Raw genomic sequence first — 20253 nt, 5'->3', positions numbered from 1 at the left:
ACTTACTCGTGGCCAGCCGCCGCGCCGGTGCTTTCTCCTATGAAATAGAGGCAGTGGCAAGTCATTGCCCGGCTTTCGCGATTTTCCGGCGGCGTTTGGCCGACGGGGATATGACCGGGAGGGTGTTGCGCAAAGGGACGGGATCGCGCGCTGGTTTAGGGTGCTGATCAGGGTTTCAGGCTAGCTTCCGCTGCGCCAACACCAATCGGAGCGCGACACAATGAGCGAGTATTCCCCCCGCCTGAATTTGCCGTTCATTCAGCAGGCACAGGCCCAGAAACACGTCACCCATAATGAAGCGATCGAGCGGCTTGATCTGCTGGTTCAGCTGGTGGTTGAGGCTTTTGATGCCAGCACGCCGCCGGCGCTGCCGGAAGAGGGGCAGATCTGGGCGCTGGGTGCAGCGCCTTCCGGGGCATGGGCGGGGCAGGGGAACCATCTGGCGGCATGGGCGGGTGGCGGCTGGCTGTTTCTGACCCCGGCTGAGGGCTGGCTTGCCACCTCGGCGGGTGAGCTGCGGTTGTGGAACGGGGCCGAATGGGTGGCGCCACTTGCGTCAGACATGCAGAACCTGCCGGGTGTGGGAGTGAACACCAACCATGACAGCATCAACCGGCTGGCGGTTTGCGCGCCCGCCACGCTGCTGACGCATGAGGGGGCCGGGCACCAGATGAAGATCAACAAGGCCACTGCGGGCGACACGGCAAGTCTGCTGTTTCAGACCGACTGGTCAGGCCGGGCCGAGTTGGGCACCGCAGGCGATGACGATTTTGCGGTGAAGGTCAGCGCTGACGGTTCATCCTGGCATACCGGCCTGACGCTGGAGCGCGCCACCGGGAATGCGGTGATGCGGCAGGTGACAGCCACGGCGCTGACCGGCACAGCCGTCACCCAGTCGGATACCGACACCACGGCGGGGCGGGTGCTGCGCACGGGGCACCGGGTGTATCCTGCCCTGCGCAGCGACTCAGCCGATACGGGTGCGGTTTCCACATCGGATGACCGCGCGGTGATCGCCGCGGGCAGCAGTCGCGCGAGCGGGGTCAACACGCTGGTCGGGGCCAGCGGCGCGTCGCATGCGGCGGGCGACCGGAATGCCATTTTTGGCATGAGCGACGGGCTGATCCAGAACGGCAACCGCAACCTCATCGCCGCGGGCAACATCTGCACGATCGACGGCGCGAATACCTCTGCCATTCTGGCCTCGCTTTCGTGCACCCTGACGGCCAGTCAGGCCATGATCCTTGCCGGGCGCAGGGTGATCAACACCACCGAGCGGAGCGTTGCGCTGGGGGATGCCGGCAGCGGCGGCCCGCTGAGCGCTAACCGCAAGATCCATCTGTTTGCCGGCAGCGGCAATATCCAGATCGCGGGCAGCCTGACTAGCAGCCACACCTTCAGCGACTTCGCCGAGATGTTTCCCAATGCGACGGGGGTAGAGATCCCGCTGGGCACAATTGTGACCGAGGCTGGCGGCGCCGTGCGCCCCGCCGGGCCGGGCGACGAGGTCGCGGGGGTGGTTACGAACACGGCGGTGGTTACGGCAGGTGATACGCCTTTTGCCTGGCAGGGGCGCTATCTGTCGGATGAGTGGGGCCAACCGGTGATGGTTGATATCCCCGATCCCGACCATGACGGCGAGGGCCCTGCGCCGATGGTCCGGGTGCAGGCGGAAAACCCTGACTGGGATCCCGAAGCCCCCCAGATTCCGCGTTCGCAGCGCCCCGGACAATGGACCCGCGTGGGCCTTCTGGGGCAGGTCTTCACCCGCGTCGGCAAGGATGTCGTGCCCGGAGACCGGCTTGCAGCAGTGGCGGGCATCGGGGTGAGGTCGGATGCGCGTACCGGGTTGCGCTGCATGTTCATCACCCAGCCCTTTGATGCCCGAAAGGGATATGCGGTTGCGCGCTGTCTAATTAACGTGAGCGTTTAGGCGGGATGTCAGTCAGGGGCGCTCATAGCCATAGCGTTTGAACGCGGGCGCCTCGTTTTCAATGGTTTCCCGCAACACATCCCTGTCCCAGCTTATTTCCATTCTGGGGCTGACACCCAAGGGCGGTGCGCTCAGCACCGCCTTCTGATCTATACCGAGGCGCGATCTTTCGCACAGCGCGGTGAAGTCCTGCGCGATTGACTCGTTTTTCAGAATAACGGCGTTCGAGCCATTGGTGTAGCTGCCGTAAAGCTGGTGCACAAAACCCGGCGTGTTCCGGTTTACCAGCTGCATGAAATCATTGAAATCTACGGCCTTGTTGCGGTTCATTTCCGTCATGACATGCCAGCGATGCGGCTTGCCTGCCTTGCCCCAGGTTTTCCACCCTCTTGCCGTCTGATATTTGAACCAGCTCTCATACCAGCGCAGCGGGTGGCGCACGACGCAGAAATAGCCGGTCAACCTGACGGGAAGGGTGCCCGCCTCGGGCAGGCATTCTGAAATCAGCGCATCATAGGTTGCGTGCTTGTGGCCGATTTCCCCGGTGATCAGATCCTGCCTTTCCAGAATATCGGTCAGCCAGTTGCCACCCGTTTTCGGGATATGTAGATAGACCAGCCCGTTCTTCAGAACCTTCGCCATCTTATGTCCGGTTCGCCCGCAGATCGCTCGACATGGAGCCCGGCTTTTCTATTTCAGCGTAATGCTGTGAGCAATGCTTTTGCGCCGCGCGTAAATGCCTGCGCGCCTTCGTCAGTATCAGCGTCGCTCAGTCATCCCGCTTCAGCACATACCCCCGGCTGATGCTGCGCCCCAGTTCGGGGTGGGTGTCGATGACATGGCCCAGTGAGGGAATGTCCCAGCTGTCCAGAACCCTGTAGCCGGCAGCATCCAGCTGCGCCTCAAATTCCGCACGGCAGCGCATCTGATAGGGCACGCGGGCGGGGCCGATCCGTTCAAGCGTGGTCACCGACGGCCCTTCGCGCGTTGCCACCTTGTTCAGGATGATATGCTCCGGCCGGTCCGGCAACTGCGCTACGAACTGCGCAAACGGAATGTCGAGATATTGCAGCAATCCTGAGGCCAGCAACAGGTCCACCCGCCCCGCTGTGGTCAGATCATCGGTGAAACCGATCCCGGCAGGCACCTGACCCAGACGCTGGGCGTTGCGGGCGGATTGCACCGTTTCGGGCAGATCAAAAACCGTCCACACAACCTCGTCGAGCGGAAGGTGGCCGCGAAAGGCGATGTATTTGGTGCCGAAATGCCCCCCGGCATCCAGAATCCGCAGGCCCGGTTCGTTCAGCCGGTTCAGCCAGAACATCACCGGATAATCCCACACGCGCAGCGCGCACATCGCTTGAAAGTTCACCGCCGCGACATCGGCATGATCGTAGGTGGCAAGCCACCGGCGCGGCACGCCCCTCAGTGCCGCCTCCCGGTCGGGGAAGGCGCCCAGCATCCGGGGTTGGCGCGGGTTCCAGCGTTTCAGCCGGGACAGGCCCACCTTGACCGGCAGAACCGCATGCCGCCGCAGCGCGGCCTCGATGGCTCTGATAGTGACTTTGGCCCTCTGGCCGGGGCTTGCTGCCCTATCCAAACGCTCCGTCATGCGGCCCACCATTTACACACACCGGCTTGCCCCCAGCGGCCTGCCGCAGGCTGACAGGATGCCTGATCCCGCCCGCCGATCAAGTGTTTCGTGCAGGATGTGGCGCGTCGGCGTCCGTCAGAGCGTCGCCACGAGGGCCGGTCGCGCAGCCTCTGTGTGGCTATCGCCCCCGGAAAACAACGCTCAGCGCGCGGTGTAATACCCGCGATACCATTCCACGAACTTCGCCACGCCTTCGCGCACATCGGTGGCCGGGGCATAGCCGGTCAGCGCGCGCAGCAGGCTGGCATCGGCCCAGGTGGCGGGCACGTCGCCGGGTTGCATGTCCATATAGTTGCGGGTGGCGGGAAGGCCCGTGGCTTCCTCGATCGCCGCAATGAAATCTTCCAGCCGCACCTTGTCGGAATTGCCGATATTGACCACCCGGAAGGGCGCCACGGGGCTCAGACTGTCGCCTGCCACCGCCGTCTCAGGCCCGCCCGGCACTGCATCAATCAACAGCCGGATACCGCGCACCAGATCGGTCACATAGGTGAAATCGCGCCACATCTTGCCGTGGTTGTAAACGTCGATCGGTTCCCCGGCCAGAATCGCCCGGGTGAATTTGATCGGCGCCATGTCGGGGCGCCCCCATGGGCCATAGACCGTGAAGAAACGGAACATGGTGATCGGCAGCCCGTGGATATGCGCCCATGAATGGCCCATCGCCTCGTTGGCTTTCTTGGTGGCGGCGTAGAACGACATCTGCGTGTCGGCCTTATCCGTCTCGGCATAGGGCATCTCGGTATTGGCACCATAGACCGAACTGGTGGAGGCCATCAGAAGGTGGCGCACCTTGTGGCGGTGCGCGGCCTCCATCACATTGAAGGCGCCGACCAGATTGGCCTCGACATAGGCGCGCGGGTTCTCGATGGAATAGCGCACGCCCGCCTGCGCGGCCAGATGCACGATGATATCGGGCGCGCAGGCATCCACGGCGGCCTGAAGCGCGGCATCATCCTGCAACAGCGCCTCGGTAGCGGTAAAGCGGGGGTGCTGGCCCAGAAGGGCGTGGCGGTCGCGCTTCAGCGCCACGTCGTAATAATCGGTCATCCCGTCAAAGCCGTGGACGGTAAACCCCTCCTGCAGCAGTAACTCGGCCAGATGGAAGCCGATGAAACCCGCCGTGCCTGTGATGAAAACCCGCATCAGCGCCCGACCGATGCGTATTCCACAAAGCCCGCTTCAAGCACATCGTCACGGCTGTAGATGTTGCGCAGATCGGCCATGCGGGCGGTGGTCATGCTGCCTGCCAGCCGCTTGAGGTCAAGCGCGCGGAACTGGTTCCACTCGGTCAGGATCAGCAGAACATCGGCCCCGGCGGCGGCGGCATAGGGGTCGCTTTCCCAGATCACGCCTGGCAGCAGCGCCTCGCCCTCGCGCCGGCCATGGGGATCGACCACGCGCACGGCAGCACCGCCGCCCACCAGCGCGGGCACGATGGTCAGCGAGGGGGCCTCGCGCATGTCGTCGGTCTCGGGCTTGAAGGTCACGCCCAGCACCGCCACCGTCTTGCCGTTGACCGAGCCGCCGCACAGCTCCATCACCTTGTCGATCATCCGCCGCTTGGTCATGTCATTGACCATGATCACCGTCTCGGTGATGCGCTGCGGAACGCCATGCTCCTGCCCGATGCGGGCCAGCGCCGAGGTGTCCTTGGGAAAGCATGATCCGCCATAGCCCGGCCCGGCATGCAGAAACTTGTTGCCGATGCGGCCATCCAGCCCCATGCCGCGCGCCACCGATTTGACATCGGCGCCCACGCGCTCGCACAGCGCGGCGATCTCGTTGATGAAGCTGATCTTGGTCGCCAGAAAGGCATTGGCCGCGTATTTGATCATCTCGGCCGATTCCAGGTCGGTATAGACAATGGGGAAATCGCGCAGGAAAAGGGGGCGATAGACATCGCCCATCACCTCTGTCGCACGCTCCGATTCCACACCGACAACCACCCGGTCAGGCTTCATGAAATCGTCAATCGCCGCCCCCTCGCGCAGGAATTCAGGGTTCGAGGCCACATCGAAGGCGGCCTCGGGGCAGGTGGCGCGGATCACCTCGGCCACCTTGCGGTTGGTGCCCACGGGCACGGTGGATTTGGTCACGACAACCGCATAGCCGGTCAGCGCGCGGGCGATATCCTCGGCGGCGGCCATTACATAGGTCAGATCGGCATGGCCATCGCCGCGCCGGGTGGGGGTGCCCACGGCGATGAAAACCGCCTCGGCCCCGTCCACCGCCTGTTTGATGTCGGTGGTAAAACGCAGCCGTCCGGCTTCGACATTGCGCGCCAGAACGGCATCAAGGCCCGGCTCATAGATCGGAACCTCGCCGCGCTCCAGCTTGGCGATCTTGCCCGGGTCCTTGTCCACGCAGACCACGTCATGCCCGAAATCGGAAAAACAAACCCCCGATACCAAACCGACATAGCCGGTGCCGATCATCGCTATCTTCATGTCAAACCCGTTTCGTCCGATGTTGCAATCAATGTTCCCGCGCGCCGAATCGCGCCTGCGCCGACCATTCGCACCGGCCGGTTCCCTGCGGAACATGCGTGCCGTTTCTCACAGCCATGTGAAACGGGGCGGGTCGTGGCGGGTAATCCTTGCCAGATGGGGCGACCAAGCACAAGAAGCCAGCCGGGGCAGTGCGGCTTCTGCGGGCGACCGGCCGGATTTTCCGGGGGCCGCGCTTGCGTTCCGGTTCAGCCCAGAGCTGGCGAGCGGGCTTGTACGACCCTTCGGCGCCCAATTGCGGGGCAGGGTGCCCATTTGCGCCGATTTTTTCATCATATGTTTGCCATGCAGGCAATCGCCTGCCTTTTGCGCCCTAATTTTGTGCAACGACCGTCCGCAACCCGCCCTGGGCCGGAAATCCATTGCAGCGCGGCGCGCGCGCCGCTTCTGGTGGGCGCAGGAGGGCCCGCATGCTTGCCGCAGCGATCACCACACGCCAACAACGCACCCGGGGCGAGGCCTATGTCTCGTTCATTGCGCGTGGGGGCAGGGCGGCGCTGCACGGGCTGCGCCAGCAGGGTTCGGCCAAGGCAATCATCCTGCCGGGGCCGGAGGTGGTGTTTCTCAACACCGCAGGCGGGCTGACCGGCGGCGACCGGCTGCGCTATGCGCTCGATCTGGGCGCGGGGTTGCGCGCCGTTGCCACCACCCAGACGGCAGAGCGGATCTACCGCGCTTCGGAAGGGGTGGCGCGGATTGATCTGCAACTGGGGGTCGGTGCGGGCGGGCATCTGGACTGGCTGCCGCAGGAAACCATCCTCTTTGACGCCAGCGCCGCCGAACGCCGCAGCACCATCACGCTGGATGAGGGCGCAAGCTGTCTGGCGCTTGAGGCGGTGGTGCTGGGCCGCGCCGCCATGGGCGAAACCCTGCGCCAGCTCCATTTCCGCGACACCCGCCAGATCCGGCGCGGCGCGCACCCCGTGTTTCTGGAGCCGCTCTTTCTGGACAGTGCGCGCCTTGGGGCCGGGGCGGCGGTGCTGGGCGGGGCGCGGGCAATCGCCAGCCTTGTGATGGTGGGGCAGGGGGCTGAGGCCGCGCTGGCCCCGGCCCGCGCCGCCCTGACCGAGCCGGGGGTTGAAAGCGGCGCCTCGGCCTTTGATGGCAAGCTGGTGATCAGGCTTCTGGCCGCCGACGGCTGGCCTTTGCGCCGCCAGATCGCGCGGCTGTTACGCGTATTGCGCCGCGCACCGCTGCCGCGTGTCTGGCAAATGCAGGAGAATGTTGCATGAATCTGACCCCGCGCGAGAAGGACAAGCTGCTGATCAGCCTTGCCGCCATGGTGGCGCGCAACCGGCTGGAACGCGGCGTGGCCCTCAACCACCCCGAAGCCATCGCCCTGATCACCGATTTCGTGGTCGAGGGCGCGCGCGAAGGCCGCAGCGTCGCTGACCTGATGGAGGCGGGCGCGCATGTGATCACGGCTGATCAATGCATGGCCGGTATCCCTGAGATGATCCATACTGTTCAGGTCGAGGCCACGTTTCCTGACGGCACCAAACTTGTCACCGTTCACCATCCGATCCGCTGAGGTATTGCCATGCGCCGCTTGCTCCCCCTTCTTCTGCTGCTTCCCACGCCCCTGATGGCCCATCCCGGCCACGGGCCCGAGGGCGGTTTCACGCAAGGCATCCTGCACCCGCTGCTGGGCCCTGACCATCTGCTGGCCATGCTGGCCGTGGGCCTCTGGGCCGTGATCAGCGGCGGGCGCGCGCTTTATGTCTATCCGCTGACCTTCATGGCGGCGATGCTGGCGGGCGGGCTTCTGGGCGCGCAGGGGATGGCGTTCGCGCTGACCGAACATACCATTCTCGCCTCGGTCATCATCACTGGCGCGGCGGCGGGCATCGCGCTGAAGGCACCCCTCTGGGCGGCGGCGCTGGCGCTGGCGGTCTTTGGCGCGGCGCATGGCGTGGCGCATGGGCTGGAAGGGCCGGGCAGTGCCGCTTATGCGGCGGGCTTCGTGCTGGCCACCGGCGCGCTGCATCTGGCGGGCATCGGGCTGGGTGCGTTTGGCCTGCGGGCAGCGCGGATCATGGGGGCGGGTGTGGCGCTGGCAGGCGTCGCGCTGGCCTTTGTGTAAGCCGATGATTCCCGGTGAAATCCTGCCCGCAGCTGGCGACCACATCCTCAACGAGGGCGCGCCGGTCACGGTGCTGATGGTCGCCAACACCGGCGACCGCCCGGTGCAGGTGGGCTCGCACTACCACTTTGCCGAATCCAACGCCGGGCTGGATTTCGACCGCAAAGCCGCCCACGGCCAGCGCCTCGACATCCCCGCCGGCACCGCCGTCCGGTTCGAGCCGGGCCAGAAGCGCGAGGTCTCGCTGGTGCCGCTGGGCGGCGCGCGGCGGGTCTATGGGTTCAACGCGCAGGTCATGGGGGATCTGTGATGAGAGGTACACATTACATCCAACCAAAATATTTGCCCAAGGCTATGCCAACCGGGATAGCCGCAGCGAAGCATGTGAGCACGAGTTCTAGCTGAGTCATGTGCGTTCTGCCTTAACAAAGAGAATCATGTTTCGCTCTATCTGAAAAGTAGCTCAACGGGGGGGAGGTTGAAAATTGGTTAAAGATCCAAAACATTCCTCTGTATCTGTAAATGATTGAAAAATATTATAAATTCTTCTGTGAAAGCTTGCAGGTGAGCACGTCGAACTTGTGCAGCCAAGCAAGTCGGGTCCATCCACGGAGTTAAGTAATGCCCTACACCATCTCCCGCGCTGCCTATGCCGATATGTACGGCCCCACCACCGGCGACCGGCTGCGGCTGGGCGATACCGATCTGATCATCGAGGTTGAGCGCGACCTGATCACCGAGCGCACGGGAATGGGCGGCAATGCCCCGCGCTACGGCGAAGAGGTCAAATTCGGCGGCGGCAAGGTGATCCGCGATGGCATGGGGCAAAGCCAGATCACCCGCGCCGACGGGGCGATGGACACGGTCATCACCAATGCGCTGATTGTCGATTACACCGGCATCTGCAAAGCCGATATCGGCCTGCGTGACGGGCTGATCGCAAAGATCGGCAAGGCGGGCAACCCCGATACCCAGCCGGGCGTCGATGTCATCATCGGCCCCGGCACCGAGATCATCGCGGGCGAGGGGAAAATTCTCACAGCGGGCGGTTTCGATGCGCATATCCATTTCATCTGCCCCCAGCAGATCGACGATGCGCTGCACTCGGGCCTCACCACCATGCTGGGCGGCGGCACCGGGCCTGCGCATGGCACGCTGGCCACCACCTGCACGCCGGGTCCGTGGCACATCGCCCGGATGCTTCAGGCCACCGACAGCCTGCCGATGAACCTTGCGTTTGCGGGCAAGGGCAACGCCAGCCTGCCTGCCGCGCTTGAGGAACAGGTGCGGGCAGGCGCAGCGGCGCTGAAGCTGCACGAAGACTGGGGCACTACCCCCGCCGCCATCGACTGCTGCCTGACCGTGGCCGAGGCGATGGATATTCAGGTGATGATCCATACCGACACGCTCAACGAATCGGGCTTTGTCGAGAACACGCTGGCCGCGATCAAGGGCCGCACCATTCACGCCTTTCATACCGAGGGGGCGGGCGGCGGTCATGCGCCTGATATCATCAAGGTTGTCAGCAGCCAGAACATCCTGCCCTCATCGACCAACCCCACCATGCCCTACACGGTCAACACCATCGAGGAACACCTCGATATGCTGATGGTCTGCCACCACCTTGACCGCAAGGTGCCCGAAGATGTGGCCTTCGCCGAATCCCGCATCCGGCGTGAGACCATCGCGGCCGAGGATATCCTGCACGACATGGGCGCGTTTTCGGTCATGGCCTCGGACAGTCAGGCGATGGGAAGGGTGGGTGAGGTGATCACCCGCACATGGCAGACCGCGCACAAGATGAAGGTCCAGCGCGGGCGCCTGCCGGAAGAGCAGGGCGATAATGACAACGAACGCGTCAAGCGCTACATCGCCAAATACACCATCAACCCGGCCATCGTGCACGGCATCTCCCGCCACATCGGCTCGGTCACCGAGGGCAAGCGCGCCGATCTGGTCCTCTGGTCACCCGCGTTTTTCGGTGCCAAGCCCGAGATGGTGCTGATGGGCGGCTCCATTGTGCTGGCTCAGATGGGCGACCCCAACGCCTCCATCCCGACGCCGCAGCCGGTCTATTCGCGCCCCATGTTCGGTGCGATGGGCCGCGCGGTTGAGCGCTCGGCGGTCACCTTCGTCAGCGCAAGCGCGCAGGCCGATGGCGTGGGCGCGCGGCTGGGGCTGGCGCGCGAGACGCTGGCGGTTGAGGGCTGCCGGGGCCTGCGCAAGGCCGACATGAAGCGCAACAGCGCCACCCCGATGATCGAGGTTGACCCGGAAACCTATGAAGTGCGCGCCGATGGTGTGCTTCTGACCTGCGAACCGGCCAGCGAACTGCCGCTGGCGCAGCGCTATTTTCTCTACTGACGGGGTTTTCGTGCAAAACGTGCTTATAAACACCGCATATGCTGCCGTATGCGCCCGCGCATCGGGCAGCAAAGCCATGTCCTTTGCGCAATGCTGCGTTGCGGCATGCGGGGTGGTTAAGTCAGCAATGGTGCCCTATATTGACTGCCATGGGAGTAAACCTCGAACCATAAGGGTTTCCAATGGCATATGTATCCAAATCAGAGGTCGGCACCGATCTGCGTGCGCAGATGGATCGCCTGTTTGCCAGCATCGGTCAGGGTTTCAACGCCTATCTCGAAGCGCGTTCGCGCTCGGGCGAGATCGAATTTCTTCAGTCGCTGAGCGACGCGGAACTGGCCGAGCGGGGCATCAGCCGCGACCGGATCGTGAATCACGTCTTCCGCGACCGTCTGGGCTGCTGAACACCTCACCAAGGCAGTTTTCTGGCCCGCCCGGCAGCGTATGGCTGCCGGGCGGGCCTTTGTTTTTGTACTATGAAGGAGGCCTTGCATGACCCCGCGCGCTGTTGCCATCCACCCTGCGGGCAGCTGGTCCGTGGCCGCCGGGACCGTCCTTCTGGACTATGAAAGCCGCTTCCTGCGCCGCAAACGGCTTCAGGCTGAGGGGGGCGAAAGCTTTCTGGTCGACCTGCCTGAGACCGTGAGCCTGTCTGACGGCGACGCCTTCGCGCTGGAGGACGGGCGCGCGATTGCCGTGCGTGCCGCCGCCGAGCCGGTGTTGCTGGTCAGGGGCGAACTGGCGCGGCTGGCATGGCATATCGGTAACCGCCACACGCCGTGCCAGATCGGCGCTGACCATCTGGTGATCCGCGCCGACCATGTGCTTGAGACAATGTTGCGCCAACTGGGCGCGCAGGTGGTGCCCGCCACCTTGCCTTTCACGCCCGAGGGGGGCGCCTATGGCCATGGCCGCACGATGGGGCATGACCATGGGCACAGCCACACGCCCGCCCATGATCACCACACCCATGATCACCACCATGACCACCCCTGAATGACCCCGCTCCTGACCCTCACGCAATGGCTGTCGCCCGGCTTTCCCACCGGCGCTTTCGCCTATTCGCACGGGCTGGAGCAGGTGATCCATGACGATGTGGTCTCCGACGCTGCCTCGCTGGAGCTGTGGCTGGCCGATATTCTGCGCTATGGCGCGGGCTGGCAGGATGCGGTGCTGCTGGTGCAGGCGCTTGCGCCGGGCGCGGACCTCACTGCGCTTGATGCCACGGCCCGCGCCCTTCAGCCGGGCTTTGAGCGGCTGCAGGAGACGCTGGAACAGGGCGCGGCCTTTGCCCGGACGGTGGCCGCGATGACCGGGCGCGCATTGCTGCCGCGTGCCCTGCCCGTCGCGGTGGGTGAGGCCACAGCGCCCCTTGGCCTGCCGCCGGAACAGGTGGTCGCGCTCTTTTTGCAGGGCTTCACCGCCAATCTGGTCACCATCGCCGTGCGCCATATCCCGCTGGGCCAGACCGAGGGGCAGGGCGTGCTTGCCCGCCTTGCCCCCGTGATCGCCGAACTCGCCCCGCGCGCGGCGGTGGCCACGCTGGATGCGCTGGGCAGCTGCGCGCTTGCCGCCGATCTGGCAGCGTTTCGCCACGAAACCAAAGACGTGAGGCTTTTCCGAACATGAGCACTAACGGACCCCTGCGCGTCGGCATCGGCGGCCCGGTCGGCGTGGGCAAGACCACCCTGACCGAGCATCTGGCCCGCGCTTTGGCGCATCGCTGCTCGATGGCGGTGATCACCAATGACATCTACACCCGCGAGGATGCCGAATACCTGATGCGCGCACAGGTTCTGCCTGCGGACCGCATCCGGGGCGTTGAGACCGGCGGCTGCCCGCATACCGCCATCCGCGAGGATGCCTCGATCAACTTGGCCGCCGTGGCCGAACTGCGCGCCAAATTCCCCGATCTGGACCTGATCCTGATCGAATCGGGCGGTGACAATCTGGCCGCGACCTTTTCGCCCGAACTGGCTGATCTGACGCTTTATGTCATCGACACCGCCGCCGGGCAGGACATTCCGCGCAAACGCGGGCCGGGGGTGGTGAAATCGGACCTGCTGGTGGTCAACAAGACCGACCTTGCGCCCCATGTCGGCGTCGACCTGACGCTTCTGGAAAGCGACACGAAACACGCGCGCGGCGCGCGGCCCTATGTGATGGCGCGGCTGCGTCAGGGCGACGGCATCGGCGCGATTGTCGATTTTCTCGTGCATGAGGGCGGATTGGTGCTGCGCTGACGCTCACCCCTCGCCCCCCTGCCGGACCGGGAGGTTTCGCATGCGAAACCTCCGTGCCTGACCTTCGCGCCACAGCGCCACAGCGCACGGTGCCGTAAGTTTCCGCTAACCACGGCGCCCCATTGCCCGCACCGGGAAGGCATGGTCTATTGCCCGGCGACGCTCCTGAAAGGCCAGACCATGCCGCATTTCACCGCCCCCGATGGCGCCTCGCTTTTCTACACCGATGCAGGGCATGGCATTCCGCTGCTGTGTCTTGCCGGGCTGACCCGCAACAGCAGCGATTTTGACTATCTCGCCCCCCATCTGCCGCCCCTGCGGCTGATCCGCATGGATTATCGCGGGCGCGGCAAGTCTGACTGGACCGGCGCGCAAACCTATACCGTCCCGCAGGAGGCCACTGACGCGCTGGCCCTGCTGGACCATCTGGGCCTTGAAAGCGCGGCCATTCTGGGCACCTCGCGCGGCGGGATACTGGGCCTGTATCTGTCGGCCACCGCGCCCGAGCGGTTGCGCGGGCTGATCCTCAATGATGTCGGCCCGGTGCTGGAGCCGCTGGGGCTGGAGCGCATCAAGGAATTCATCGGCCGTCGCCCCGCCGCGCACAGCCATGCCGCCGCCGCTGTCGCGCTGGAACATACCGCCGAGGGTTTTGCCAATGTCCCGCCCAGCCGCTGGATGGAAGAGGCGAAGCGCCATTTCATCGCCACCGATCAGGGGCTGGATATCAACTATGACCCGGCGCTGCGGCAGGCGTTTCTGGACAGTCTGAACGCCCAGACCGGCGATCTGTGGCCGCTCTTTGATGCGGCCTGCGCCCGGCCTCTGGCGCTGATCCGGGGCGCGAATTCCGATCTGCTGACGCAGGCCACCGCCGATGAGATGGCCAGCCGCTGCCCTGCCATGATCTGCGAGGAAGTGCCGGACCGCGCCCATATTCCCTTTCTGGATGAAGCGGAATCGCTTCGTGCCATCAACCGTTTTCTGGGGCTTCTGCTATGAGCGATATCACCATGATCGAAGCCGCCGCCGCGCGGCTGGCCGGGCATGCACGGCGCACGCCGATGCTGTCGTCATCCTTTCTGGACGAGGTCGCGGGGCGGCGGGTGCTGGTCAAGGCCGAATGCCTGCAACACACCGGCTCGTTCAAGTTTCGCGGCGCGTGGAATGCGGTCTCGGCGCTGGAACCGGCAGGGGTGATCGCCTTTTCCTCGGGTAATCACGCGCAGGGCGTGGCACTGGCGGCGCGGATCAAGGGGATAAAGGCGGTAATCATCATGCCCGCCGATGCCCCGGTCATCAAGATCGACAACACCCGCGCGCTGGGGGCCGAGGTGGTGCTCTATGACCGCGCGGCCGAGGACCGCGATGCGCTTGGTGTGCGTCTTGCCACTGAGCGCGGCCTGACGCTGATCAAGCCTTTCGACATGGCCGAGGTGATCGCGGGGCAGGGCACCTGCGGGCTGGAGATTGCCGAACAGGCGGCGGAGGTGGGCGTCAGCGAGGCCGATGTGCTGGTCTGCTGCGGCGGCGGCGGGCTGACATCGGGGATCGCGCTGGCGCTGGAGGCCCGCGCGCCCGGCCTGCGCGTGCGGCCGGCCGAGCCTGAGGGGTTCGATGATGTCACCCGCTCGCTGGCCAGCGGGACGGTCCAGCGCAATGCGCATCTCTCCGGCTCCATCTGCGATGCGATCATCACGCCGCAACCGGGCGCGCTGACATGGCCGGTTATCCGGCGGCTCTGCGGCCCCGGCGCGGTGGTGAGCGAGGAACAGGCGCTCAGGGCCATGGCACTGGCGCATGACCGGCTGAAAATCGTGCTGGAGCCGGGCGGCGCGGTGGCGCTGGCGGCGGCGCTGTTTCTGCCGCAGCAGGGCGATGCGGTGATCGCGGTGGCGACCGGCGGCAATGTCGACCGCGCCATGATGACCCGCGCGCTGAGCCTCTGAGCGATGGCGGTCAGGGGCCTGCCTGACCTTTCCGCGCAGGCGGTTCCGGGCGCGCGCTTTGCGGTCCGCGCCACGCCGCGCGCCCGGCGCAACGCGCTGGAGCAGGGCGACCCTATCCGCATCCATGTCACCGACCCGCCCGAAGACGGGCGCGCCAATGCGGCGGTGCGCGCCCTTCTGGCGGTTGCGCTGGGCGTCGCGCCCACCCGGCTGGTGCTGCTGCGCGGCGCAAGCGCGCGCGACAAGCTCTTTCAGCTTGACGATTCGTCCGGTGTCGGGTCGTCAGGCGGGTCGTCTGGCGCCGGGCCGGGGCGCAGCCGGTAGATCCCCTCCGGCAGGTTCAGCGCCGCGCGCAATTCGCGCAGCTGCGTGAACGAGAAGGTGATCTTCATCACCCGGTCTGACTGTGGGTCATATTGCTCGACGGTCACGCAATCCTCGAAATTGCTGATCGTCACATCTTCCTGCAAATGCACCGCACCCTCGTCCACAAGGGTGATCACGGTCGCGTCAAAGTCGTGCTCGATGGTAAACATACCCCATCATACCCGCTTTTCCGCCGTGGTTAAACGGGGCAGATGCGGTCCGGGGTTTCATCTGTTCAGAAATATCCTCGGGGGGGGGTGAATGGGCCGCAGGCCCAGAGGGGGGCCGAAAAGCCCCCCTTTGCGGCCCACAAGCGCAACCGCTTGCCCCGGCGCGCGCTTGTCCTTACACAGGCACGAAACCGATCAGCCAGAGAGGGCCCGATGGCCAGGAAGAAGAGCGCGCAGAACATTCTCGTCTGGATTCTGATGGCGATGCTTGTGGTGGGCCTTGCCGGGTTCGGCATCGACGGCTTCCTCAGCCAGACGGTGCGGTCCATCGGGCAGGTCGGCGGGCGCGACATCTCGACCAACAGCTACGCGCGCAGCCTCCAGCAGGAGATCCGCGCGATCGAGCAGCAAGTCGGTCAGGCCATCCCCTTCGCGCAGTTGCAGGCGATGGGCCTTGATACGCAGGTCCGTGCCCGGCTGGTGACGCAGGCCGCCCTTGAAGCCGAGGCGGAGCGCATCGGCATTTCGGCGGGCGATGAGAGCGTGCAGCGCACCATCACCGCCATTCCGGCCTTTCAGGGCCCGGGCGGCAGCTTTGATCGTGACACTTACCGCTTCACGCTGCAGAACGCCGGGCAAAGCGTTTCGGAATTTGAATCCGAGATCCGCCGCGATGCCGCGCGCAGCATTCTTCAGACCGCAACCGCCGCAGGGGTTGATACCCCCGCCGCGCTGCGCGATGCGCTGCTGAACTATTACGCCGCACGAAATGATTTCGCGGTGTTCACTTTGGGTGAGGAACAGCTGCAAACGCCCGTTCCTGCCCCTGCCGAGGCCGAGATCGAGGCGTTTTATGCCGCCAATCCGGAAACCTTCACCGCGCCCGAGATCCGCACCATCACCTATGCGTTGCTGACCCCGGCCATGGTCATCGACACGATCGAGGTGGAAGAAGAGGCACTGCGCCAGCTTTATGAAAGCCGTCTGGCCGATTACATCCAGCCTGAGCGCCGCCTTGTCGAGCGTCTGGTCTTCCCCGATGCCGACAGCGCCGCGGCGGCCGTGGCACGGATCGAAGCGGGCGAGGCAACCTTTGAGGCGATCGTGGCAGAGCGTGGCCTGTCGCTGGATGACACCGACATGGGCGATGTCACGCAGCAGGGGCTGGGTGCGGCGGGCGAAGCGGTGTTTTCGCTGACCGCGCCGGGCTCGGTCACGGGGCCGCATACCACCTCGGTCGGCCCGGCGATCTTCCGCATGAATGCCATTCTCAGCGCGCAGGAAGTGCCGCTGGAAGAGGTTGCCGACGAACTGCGCACCGAACTGGCCGCAGACCGCGCGCGCCGGCTGATCGCCGATGATCTGGATCTGTACGAAGACCTTCTGGCCGGCGGTGCCACGATCGAGGATCTGGCGGCTGAAACCCTGATGGAGCTGGGCCAGATTGACTGGTCGGTCGGTGCCAGCGACGGTGTCGCCGCCTATACCGAGTTCCGCGAGGCCGCCGGGACTGTCGCCGAGGGCGATTTTCCTGAGGTTCTGGGGCTTGCCGATGGCGGCATCTTCGCGCTGCGCCTTGACAGCATCACCCCGCCCGCCCCGCGCCCGCTGGCCGATGTCCGCAACGAGGCCGCAGAGGGCGCGCGCGCTCAGGCGGTTGAGGTGGCGCTGGTCGAACAGGCGCAGGCCCTCAGCGCGGCGCTGGCCAGCGACGGAGTGAATGCCTTTGCCGAGGCGCAGGAAATGCCCTTTGACAGCTTCGAGCATGTCACCCGCGCCGACACGCTGCCGGGCCTGCCCGAAGCGCTGCTGGACGCGGTCTTTGATGCCGAGCCAGGCGCGCCCGTGGTTCAGGTGACTGAGCAGCGCGCCTTTATCGCCATCGTCACCGACCGCCAGCCGCCTGACACCGAGGATGCGCAGACCCTGCGCCTTGTCGGTGCGATCGACGAGCAGATCGGCGGCGCGCTGGCGCAGGATGTCTTCGGCTATTTCGCCCGCGCCCTTGAGCGCGAAGCCGGGATCTCGTTCAACGAGGCTGCCATCGAGGCGGTCCACGCCAACTTCCGCTAACTGCTAACCAACCCGCCACCCGCCAGCAACAAGGCCCGAAGCCCCGTGTCCGAAGCCGCCCAGCTTACCCCCGCCTTTGCCGCGTTCGAGGCCCGCTGGGCGCGCGGCGAGAATTGTCTGGTCCATGCCCGGCTTGCCGCCGATCTGGACACGCCGGTTTCGCTGATGCTCAAGCTGGCGGGCAACCGGCGCGACAGCTTCATTCTGGAATCGGTCACCGGCGGCGAGGTGCGCGGGCGCTATTCTGTCGTCGGCATGAAGCCTGACCTGATCTGGCAATGCCGGGGCGGGGAAAGCCGCATCAACCGGCAGGCGCGTTTCGATGGCGAAGCCTATGCGCCGGTTTCCGGCCACCCGCTGACCGCGCTGCGCGCGCTGATCGCCGAAAGCCGCATCGACATGCCCGCCGATCTGCCCGCCATCGCCGCGGGGCTGTTCGGCTATCTGGGCTATGACATGATCCGGCTGGTCGAAAACCTGCCCCTCACCCTGCCGGACCCGCTGGACCTGCCCGATGCGGTGCTGATGCGCCCCTCGGTCGTGGCAGTGCTGGACGGCGTCAAGGGCGAGGTGACGGTTGTCGCCCCGGCCTGGCATGAGCCCGGCCTGTCGGCGCGCGCCGCCTATGCGCAGGCGGCCGAGCGGGTGATGGACGCGCTGCGCGACCTTGAGCGCGAGGCGCCGGGCATGGGCCGCGCGCTGGGTCATACCGCGCAGGTGGGCGAGGCGCGCTCGAATTTCGCCAAGGCCGACTATCTGGCCGCCGTGGAAAAGGCGAAGGAATATATCCGCGCGGGCGATATCTTTCAGGTGGTGCCCAGCCAGCGCTGGGCGCAGGATTTTCCGCTGCCGCCCTTCGCGCTCTACCGCTCGCTGCGCCGCACCAACCCTTCGCCCTTCATGTTCTATTTCGATCTGGGCAGCTTTCACATCGTCGGCGCCTCGCCGGAAATTCTGGTGCGCCTGCGCGATGGCGAAGTGACGATCCGCCCCATCGCCGGCACCCGCCCGCGCGGCGCGACGCCCGAGGAAGACAAGGCGCTTGAGACCGATCTGCTGAGTGATCAGAAAGAGCTGGCCGAGCATCTGATGCTGCTCGATCTGGGCCGCAACGATGTGGGCCGCGTGGCGCAGATCGGCACGGTGCGCCCGACCGAGCAGTTCATCATCGAGCGTTACAGCCATGTGATGCATATCGTCTCGAATGTGGTGGGCCAGATCCGTGAGGGCGAGGATGCGCTGTCGGCGCTGCTGGCGGGGCTGCCTGCGGGCACCGTCTCGGGCGCGCCCAAGGTGCGGGCCATGCAGATCATTGATGAGCTGGAGCCGGAAAAGCGCGGCGTCTATGGCGGCGGGATCGGCTATTTCTCGGCCAATGGCGAGATGGATATGTGCATCGCGCTGCGCACGGCGGTGGTCAGGGACGGGGTGCTGTATATTCAGGCCGGGGGCGGGGTGGTCTTTGACAGCGACCCCGAATCGGAGTGGCAGGAAACCGTCAGCAAATCGCGCGCATTGCGCCGCGCGGCCGAGGATGCCGGGCTCTTCGTGCGCGGCAACGGCTGAACCTTGCGCAGCACCCGGGGGACAGAATGAAGATCGCCACTTTCAACATCAACGGCGTCAAGGCCCGGGCCGAGGTGCTGGGCCGCTGGCTGGATGAAAGCGCACCTGATCTTGCGGTGCTGCAGGAGATCAAGTCGGTGGATGAGAACTTCCCCCGGGCACTGATCGAGGATCGCGGCTATCACCTTGAAACCTATGGACAAAAGGGGTTCAATGGGGTTGCGATCCTGTCAAAGGCGCCGCTGACGGATGTGGTGCGCGGGTTGCCGGGCGACGATGAAGACCCGCAGGCGCGCTGGATCGAGGCGACGGTTGAGGGCACTGGTGATGGCGCTGGCGGGCTGCGCATCTGCGGTCTCTACCTGCCCAACGGCAACCCGGCGCCTGGGCCGAAATTCGACTATAAACTGGCGTGGATGGAACGGCTTCAGGCCCGCACCCGCGCGCTGATGGAAGCGGAAAAGCCGCTGGTTCTGGCGGGCGATTACAATGTCATCCCCCAGCCCGCCGACGCCGCCCGCCCCGATGCCTGGGTCGAAGACGCGCTCTTCCGCCCAGAAAGCCGCGCAGCATTCCGGCGGCTTCTGGCGCTGGGGCTCTCGGATGCTTTGCGCCTGCGCCATCCGGGGCCGGGCCTCTATACCTTCTGGGATTATCAGGCCGGTGCATGGCCGCGCAATGACGGCATCCGCATCGACCATCTGCTGCTCTCGCCGCAGGCCGCCGACCGCCTGCGCGACGCCTGGGTGGAAACCGGCCCGCGCGGCTGGGAAAAACCTTCGGACCATACGCCGGTCTGGGTTGAACTGGACCTGTAACGCCCTGCACCGGTTCTGTTATTGTTGGAAGCAGAGCAACTTTGCAGAATGTTGATTTTCCGTAAATGCTGACCGGAATAGTCTGTCAACTTTTCCGGAAATTGCGCTGACCCGGTGCCGCTCCCGCCCGTCTTCGCATTCCGGCTGCGCCGCAACGCTCATCCCGTTTGGCCGGGCCGCGCGGCTGCGCCACGCGGCGTCAGGGGGCGTTGCCCCCTCTGGGTCTGCGACCCATTCACCCCCAGGATATTTGCAGACAGAAAATGGAAGAGATTCGGGTCAGATCATTTTCTGTCTGGAAATATCCCGGGGGAGTCGCTTCTGCAGCGCAGAAGCGGCGGGGGCAGCGCCCCCTTCTCTTGAACAAAGAGACTTCTGCGCAGCAGGCAATCTGGTCAACGGGCAGGTCAGCGGGATGCCCGCTGCGCTGGAGGAAGGTTTATTCCGGCAGGGCACCGGCGTCGCGCAGGGCCTGGGCGAAGGCGCGGGTGTCGACGGCGAGGTGGGCGCTGGACATCTCCGGG

21 protein-coding genes are annotated in these 20253 nt (G+C 65.3%); 16 read left to right on the top strand and 5 right to left on the bottom strand.

From position 1 onward, the window contains the following. Positions 1 to 220 precede the first annotated feature (220 nt). Entirely contained in the window at positions 221 to 1933 is a 1713-nt protein-coding gene (locus V7Q53_RS10830; protein WP_333828560.1) for a peptidase G2 autoproteolytic cleavage domain-containing protein, read from the top strand. Between the two features lie 12 nt (positions 1934 to 1945). Here the strand turns inward: V7Q53_RS10830 and V7Q53_RS10825 are convergent, their stop codons facing one another. The 4 genes from V7Q53_RS10825 to V7Q53_RS10810 form a co-directional block, all read right to left on the bottom strand. Then, positions 1946 to 2575, bottom strand: coding sequence for a hypothetical protein (locus V7Q53_RS10825; protein ID WP_333828559.1), 630 nt, complete (start codon positions 2573 to 2575; stop codon positions 1946 to 1948). A gap of 127 nt (positions 2576 to 2702) precedes the next feature. Beyond that, complete coding sequence (locus tag V7Q53_RS10820; protein WP_333828558.1) at positions 2703 to 3545, bottom strand: methyltransferase, TIGR04325 family; 843 nt, start codon at positions 3543 to 3545, stop codon at positions 2703 to 2705. A 183-nt stretch (positions 3546 to 3728) separates the two neighbouring features. Then, complete coding sequence (locus tag V7Q53_RS10815; protein ID WP_442954430.1) at positions 3729 to 4733, bottom strand: NAD-dependent epimerase/dehydratase family protein; 1005 nt, start codon at positions 4731 to 4733, stop codon at positions 3729 to 3731. Further along, positions 4733 to 6037 carry a UDP-glucose dehydrogenase family protein gene (locus V7Q53_RS10810; protein WP_333828557.1) on the bottom strand — a complete coding sequence of 435 codons (1305 nt, stop codon included), beginning with the start codon at positions 6035 to 6037 and terminating at the stop codon, positions 4733 to 4735. Before V7Q53_RS10810 ends, V7Q53_RS10815 begins: the two co-directional genes overlap by 1 nt. A gap of 470 nt (positions 6038 to 6507) precedes the next feature. Here V7Q53_RS10810 and V7Q53_RS10805 point away from each other — a divergent pair, with 470 nt between their 5' ends. The 12 genes from V7Q53_RS10805 (at position 6508) to V7Q53_RS10750 (ending at position 15060) form a co-directional block, all read left to right on the top strand. Then, a complete protein-coding gene (locus V7Q53_RS10805; RefSeq protein WP_333828556.1) occupies positions 6508 to 7329 on the top strand; it encodes an urease accessory protein UreD in 822 nt (273 codons plus the stop codon). Then, complete coding sequence (locus V7Q53_RS10800) at positions 7326 to 7628, top strand: urease subunit gamma (RefSeq protein WP_333828555.1); 303 nt, start codon at positions 7326 to 7328, stop codon at positions 7626 to 7628. The genes V7Q53_RS10805 and V7Q53_RS10800 overlap by 4 nt, the downstream gene beginning before the upstream one ends. A 9-nt stretch (positions 7629 to 7637) precedes the next feature. After that, on the top strand, positions 7638 to 8180 hold the full coding sequence (locus V7Q53_RS10795) for a HupE/UreJ family protein (RefSeq protein WP_333828554.1): 543 nt from the start codon (positions 7638 to 7640) through the stop codon (positions 8178 to 8180). A 4-nt stretch (positions 8181 to 8184) separates the two neighbouring features. After that, the gene (locus tag V7Q53_RS10790; RefSeq protein ID WP_333828553.1) at positions 8185 to 8490 is read left to right on the top strand and encodes an urease subunit beta; all 306 of its coding nucleotides are present in this window, start codon (positions 8185 to 8187) and stop codon (positions 8488 to 8490) included. A 311-nt stretch (positions 8491 to 8801) separates the two neighbouring features. Beyond that, positions 8802 to 10544, top strand: coding sequence for an urease subunit alpha (gene ureC, locus V7Q53_RS10785; protein ID WP_333828552.1), 1743 nt, complete (start codon positions 8802 to 8804; stop codon positions 10542 to 10544). A gap of 182 nt (positions 10545 to 10726) precedes the next feature. Next, the gene (locus V7Q53_RS10780) at positions 10727 to 10948 is read left to right on the top strand and encodes a hypothetical protein (RefSeq protein ID WP_333828551.1); all 222 of its coding nucleotides are present in this window, start codon (positions 10727 to 10729) and stop codon (positions 10946 to 10948) included. Positions 10949 to 11036: 88 nt separating this feature from the next. Continuing rightward, the gene (gene ureE, locus V7Q53_RS10775; RefSeq protein ID WP_333828550.1) at positions 11037 to 11540 is read left to right on the top strand and encodes an urease accessory protein UreE; all 504 of its coding nucleotides are present in this window, start codon (positions 11037 to 11039) and stop codon (positions 11538 to 11540) included. After that, positions 11541 to 12173, top strand: a complete 633-nt coding sequence (locus tag V7Q53_RS10770; protein ID WP_333828549.1) for an urease accessory protein UreF — start codon at positions 11541 to 11543, stop codon at positions 12171 to 12173. It abuts the gene before it with no gap. Further along, the gene (gene ureG, locus V7Q53_RS10765) at positions 12170 to 12787 is read left to right on the top strand and encodes an urease accessory protein UreG (protein WP_333828548.1); all 618 of its coding nucleotides are present in this window, start codon (positions 12170 to 12172) and stop codon (positions 12785 to 12787) included. Before V7Q53_RS10770 ends, ureG begins: the two co-directional genes overlap by 4 nt. A gap of 180 nt (positions 12788 to 12967) precedes the next feature. After that, on the top strand, positions 12968 to 13789 hold the full coding sequence (locus V7Q53_RS10760) for an alpha/beta fold hydrolase (protein ID WP_333828547.1): 822 nt from the start codon (positions 12968 to 12970) through the stop codon (positions 13787 to 13789). Beyond that, the gene (locus V7Q53_RS10755) at positions 13786 to 14736 is read left to right on the top strand and encodes a threonine ammonia-lyase (RefSeq protein ID WP_333828546.1); all 951 of its coding nucleotides are present in this window, start codon (positions 13786 to 13788) and stop codon (positions 14734 to 14736) included. The genes V7Q53_RS10760 and V7Q53_RS10755 overlap by 4 nt, the downstream gene beginning before the upstream one ends. A 3-nt stretch (positions 14737 to 14739) precedes the next feature. After that, a complete protein-coding gene (locus tag V7Q53_RS10750; RefSeq protein ID WP_333828545.1) occupies positions 14740 to 15060 on the top strand; it encodes a DUF167 domain-containing protein in 321 nt (106 codons plus the stop codon). On the opposite strand, the gene V7Q53_RS10745 is transcribed toward V7Q53_RS10750, so the two are convergent. Then, positions 14988 to 15272: a hypothetical protein gene (locus tag V7Q53_RS10745; protein ID WP_333828544.1), complete on the bottom strand. Its 285-nt coding sequence runs from the start codon at positions 15270 to 15272 to the stop codon at positions 14988 to 14990. The two genes, V7Q53_RS10750 and V7Q53_RS10745, sit on opposite strands and share 73 nt — an antisense overlap. Before the next feature lie 213 nt (positions 15273 to 15485). Here V7Q53_RS10745 and V7Q53_RS10740 point away from each other — a divergent pair, with 213 nt between their 5' ends. The 3 genes from V7Q53_RS10740 to xth are packed head-to-tail and all read left to right on the top strand — an operon-like array spanning position 15486 to position 19729. Then, the gene (locus V7Q53_RS10740; protein ID WP_333828543.1) at positions 15486 to 17345 is read left to right on the top strand and encodes a peptidylprolyl isomerase; all 1860 of its coding nucleotides are present in this window, start codon (positions 15486 to 15488) and stop codon (positions 17343 to 17345) included. A gap of 45 nt (positions 17346 to 17390) precedes the next feature. Then, on the top strand, positions 17391 to 18911 hold the full coding sequence (gene trpE / locus V7Q53_RS10735; protein ID WP_333828542.1) for an anthranilate synthase component I: 1521 nt from the start codon (positions 17391 to 17393) through the stop codon (positions 18909 to 18911). A 26-nt stretch (positions 18912 to 18937) separates the two neighbouring features. Further along, a complete protein-coding gene (xth, locus tag V7Q53_RS10730) occupies positions 18938 to 19729 on the top strand; it encodes an exodeoxyribonuclease III (RefSeq protein WP_333828541.1) in 792 nt (263 codons plus the stop codon). The last annotated feature ends 524 nt before the right edge of the window (positions 19730 to 20253 follow it).

Origin of the sequence: Pararhodobacter sp. (genome assembly GCF_036802785.1) — a bacterium.
GTDB lineage: Bacteria > Pseudomonadota > Alphaproteobacteria > Rhodobacterales > Rhodobacteraceae > Pararhodobacter.
The sequence above is the reverse complement of the archived record's forward strand: the minus strand, read 5'-3'. Positions and strand labels throughout refer to the sequence as shown.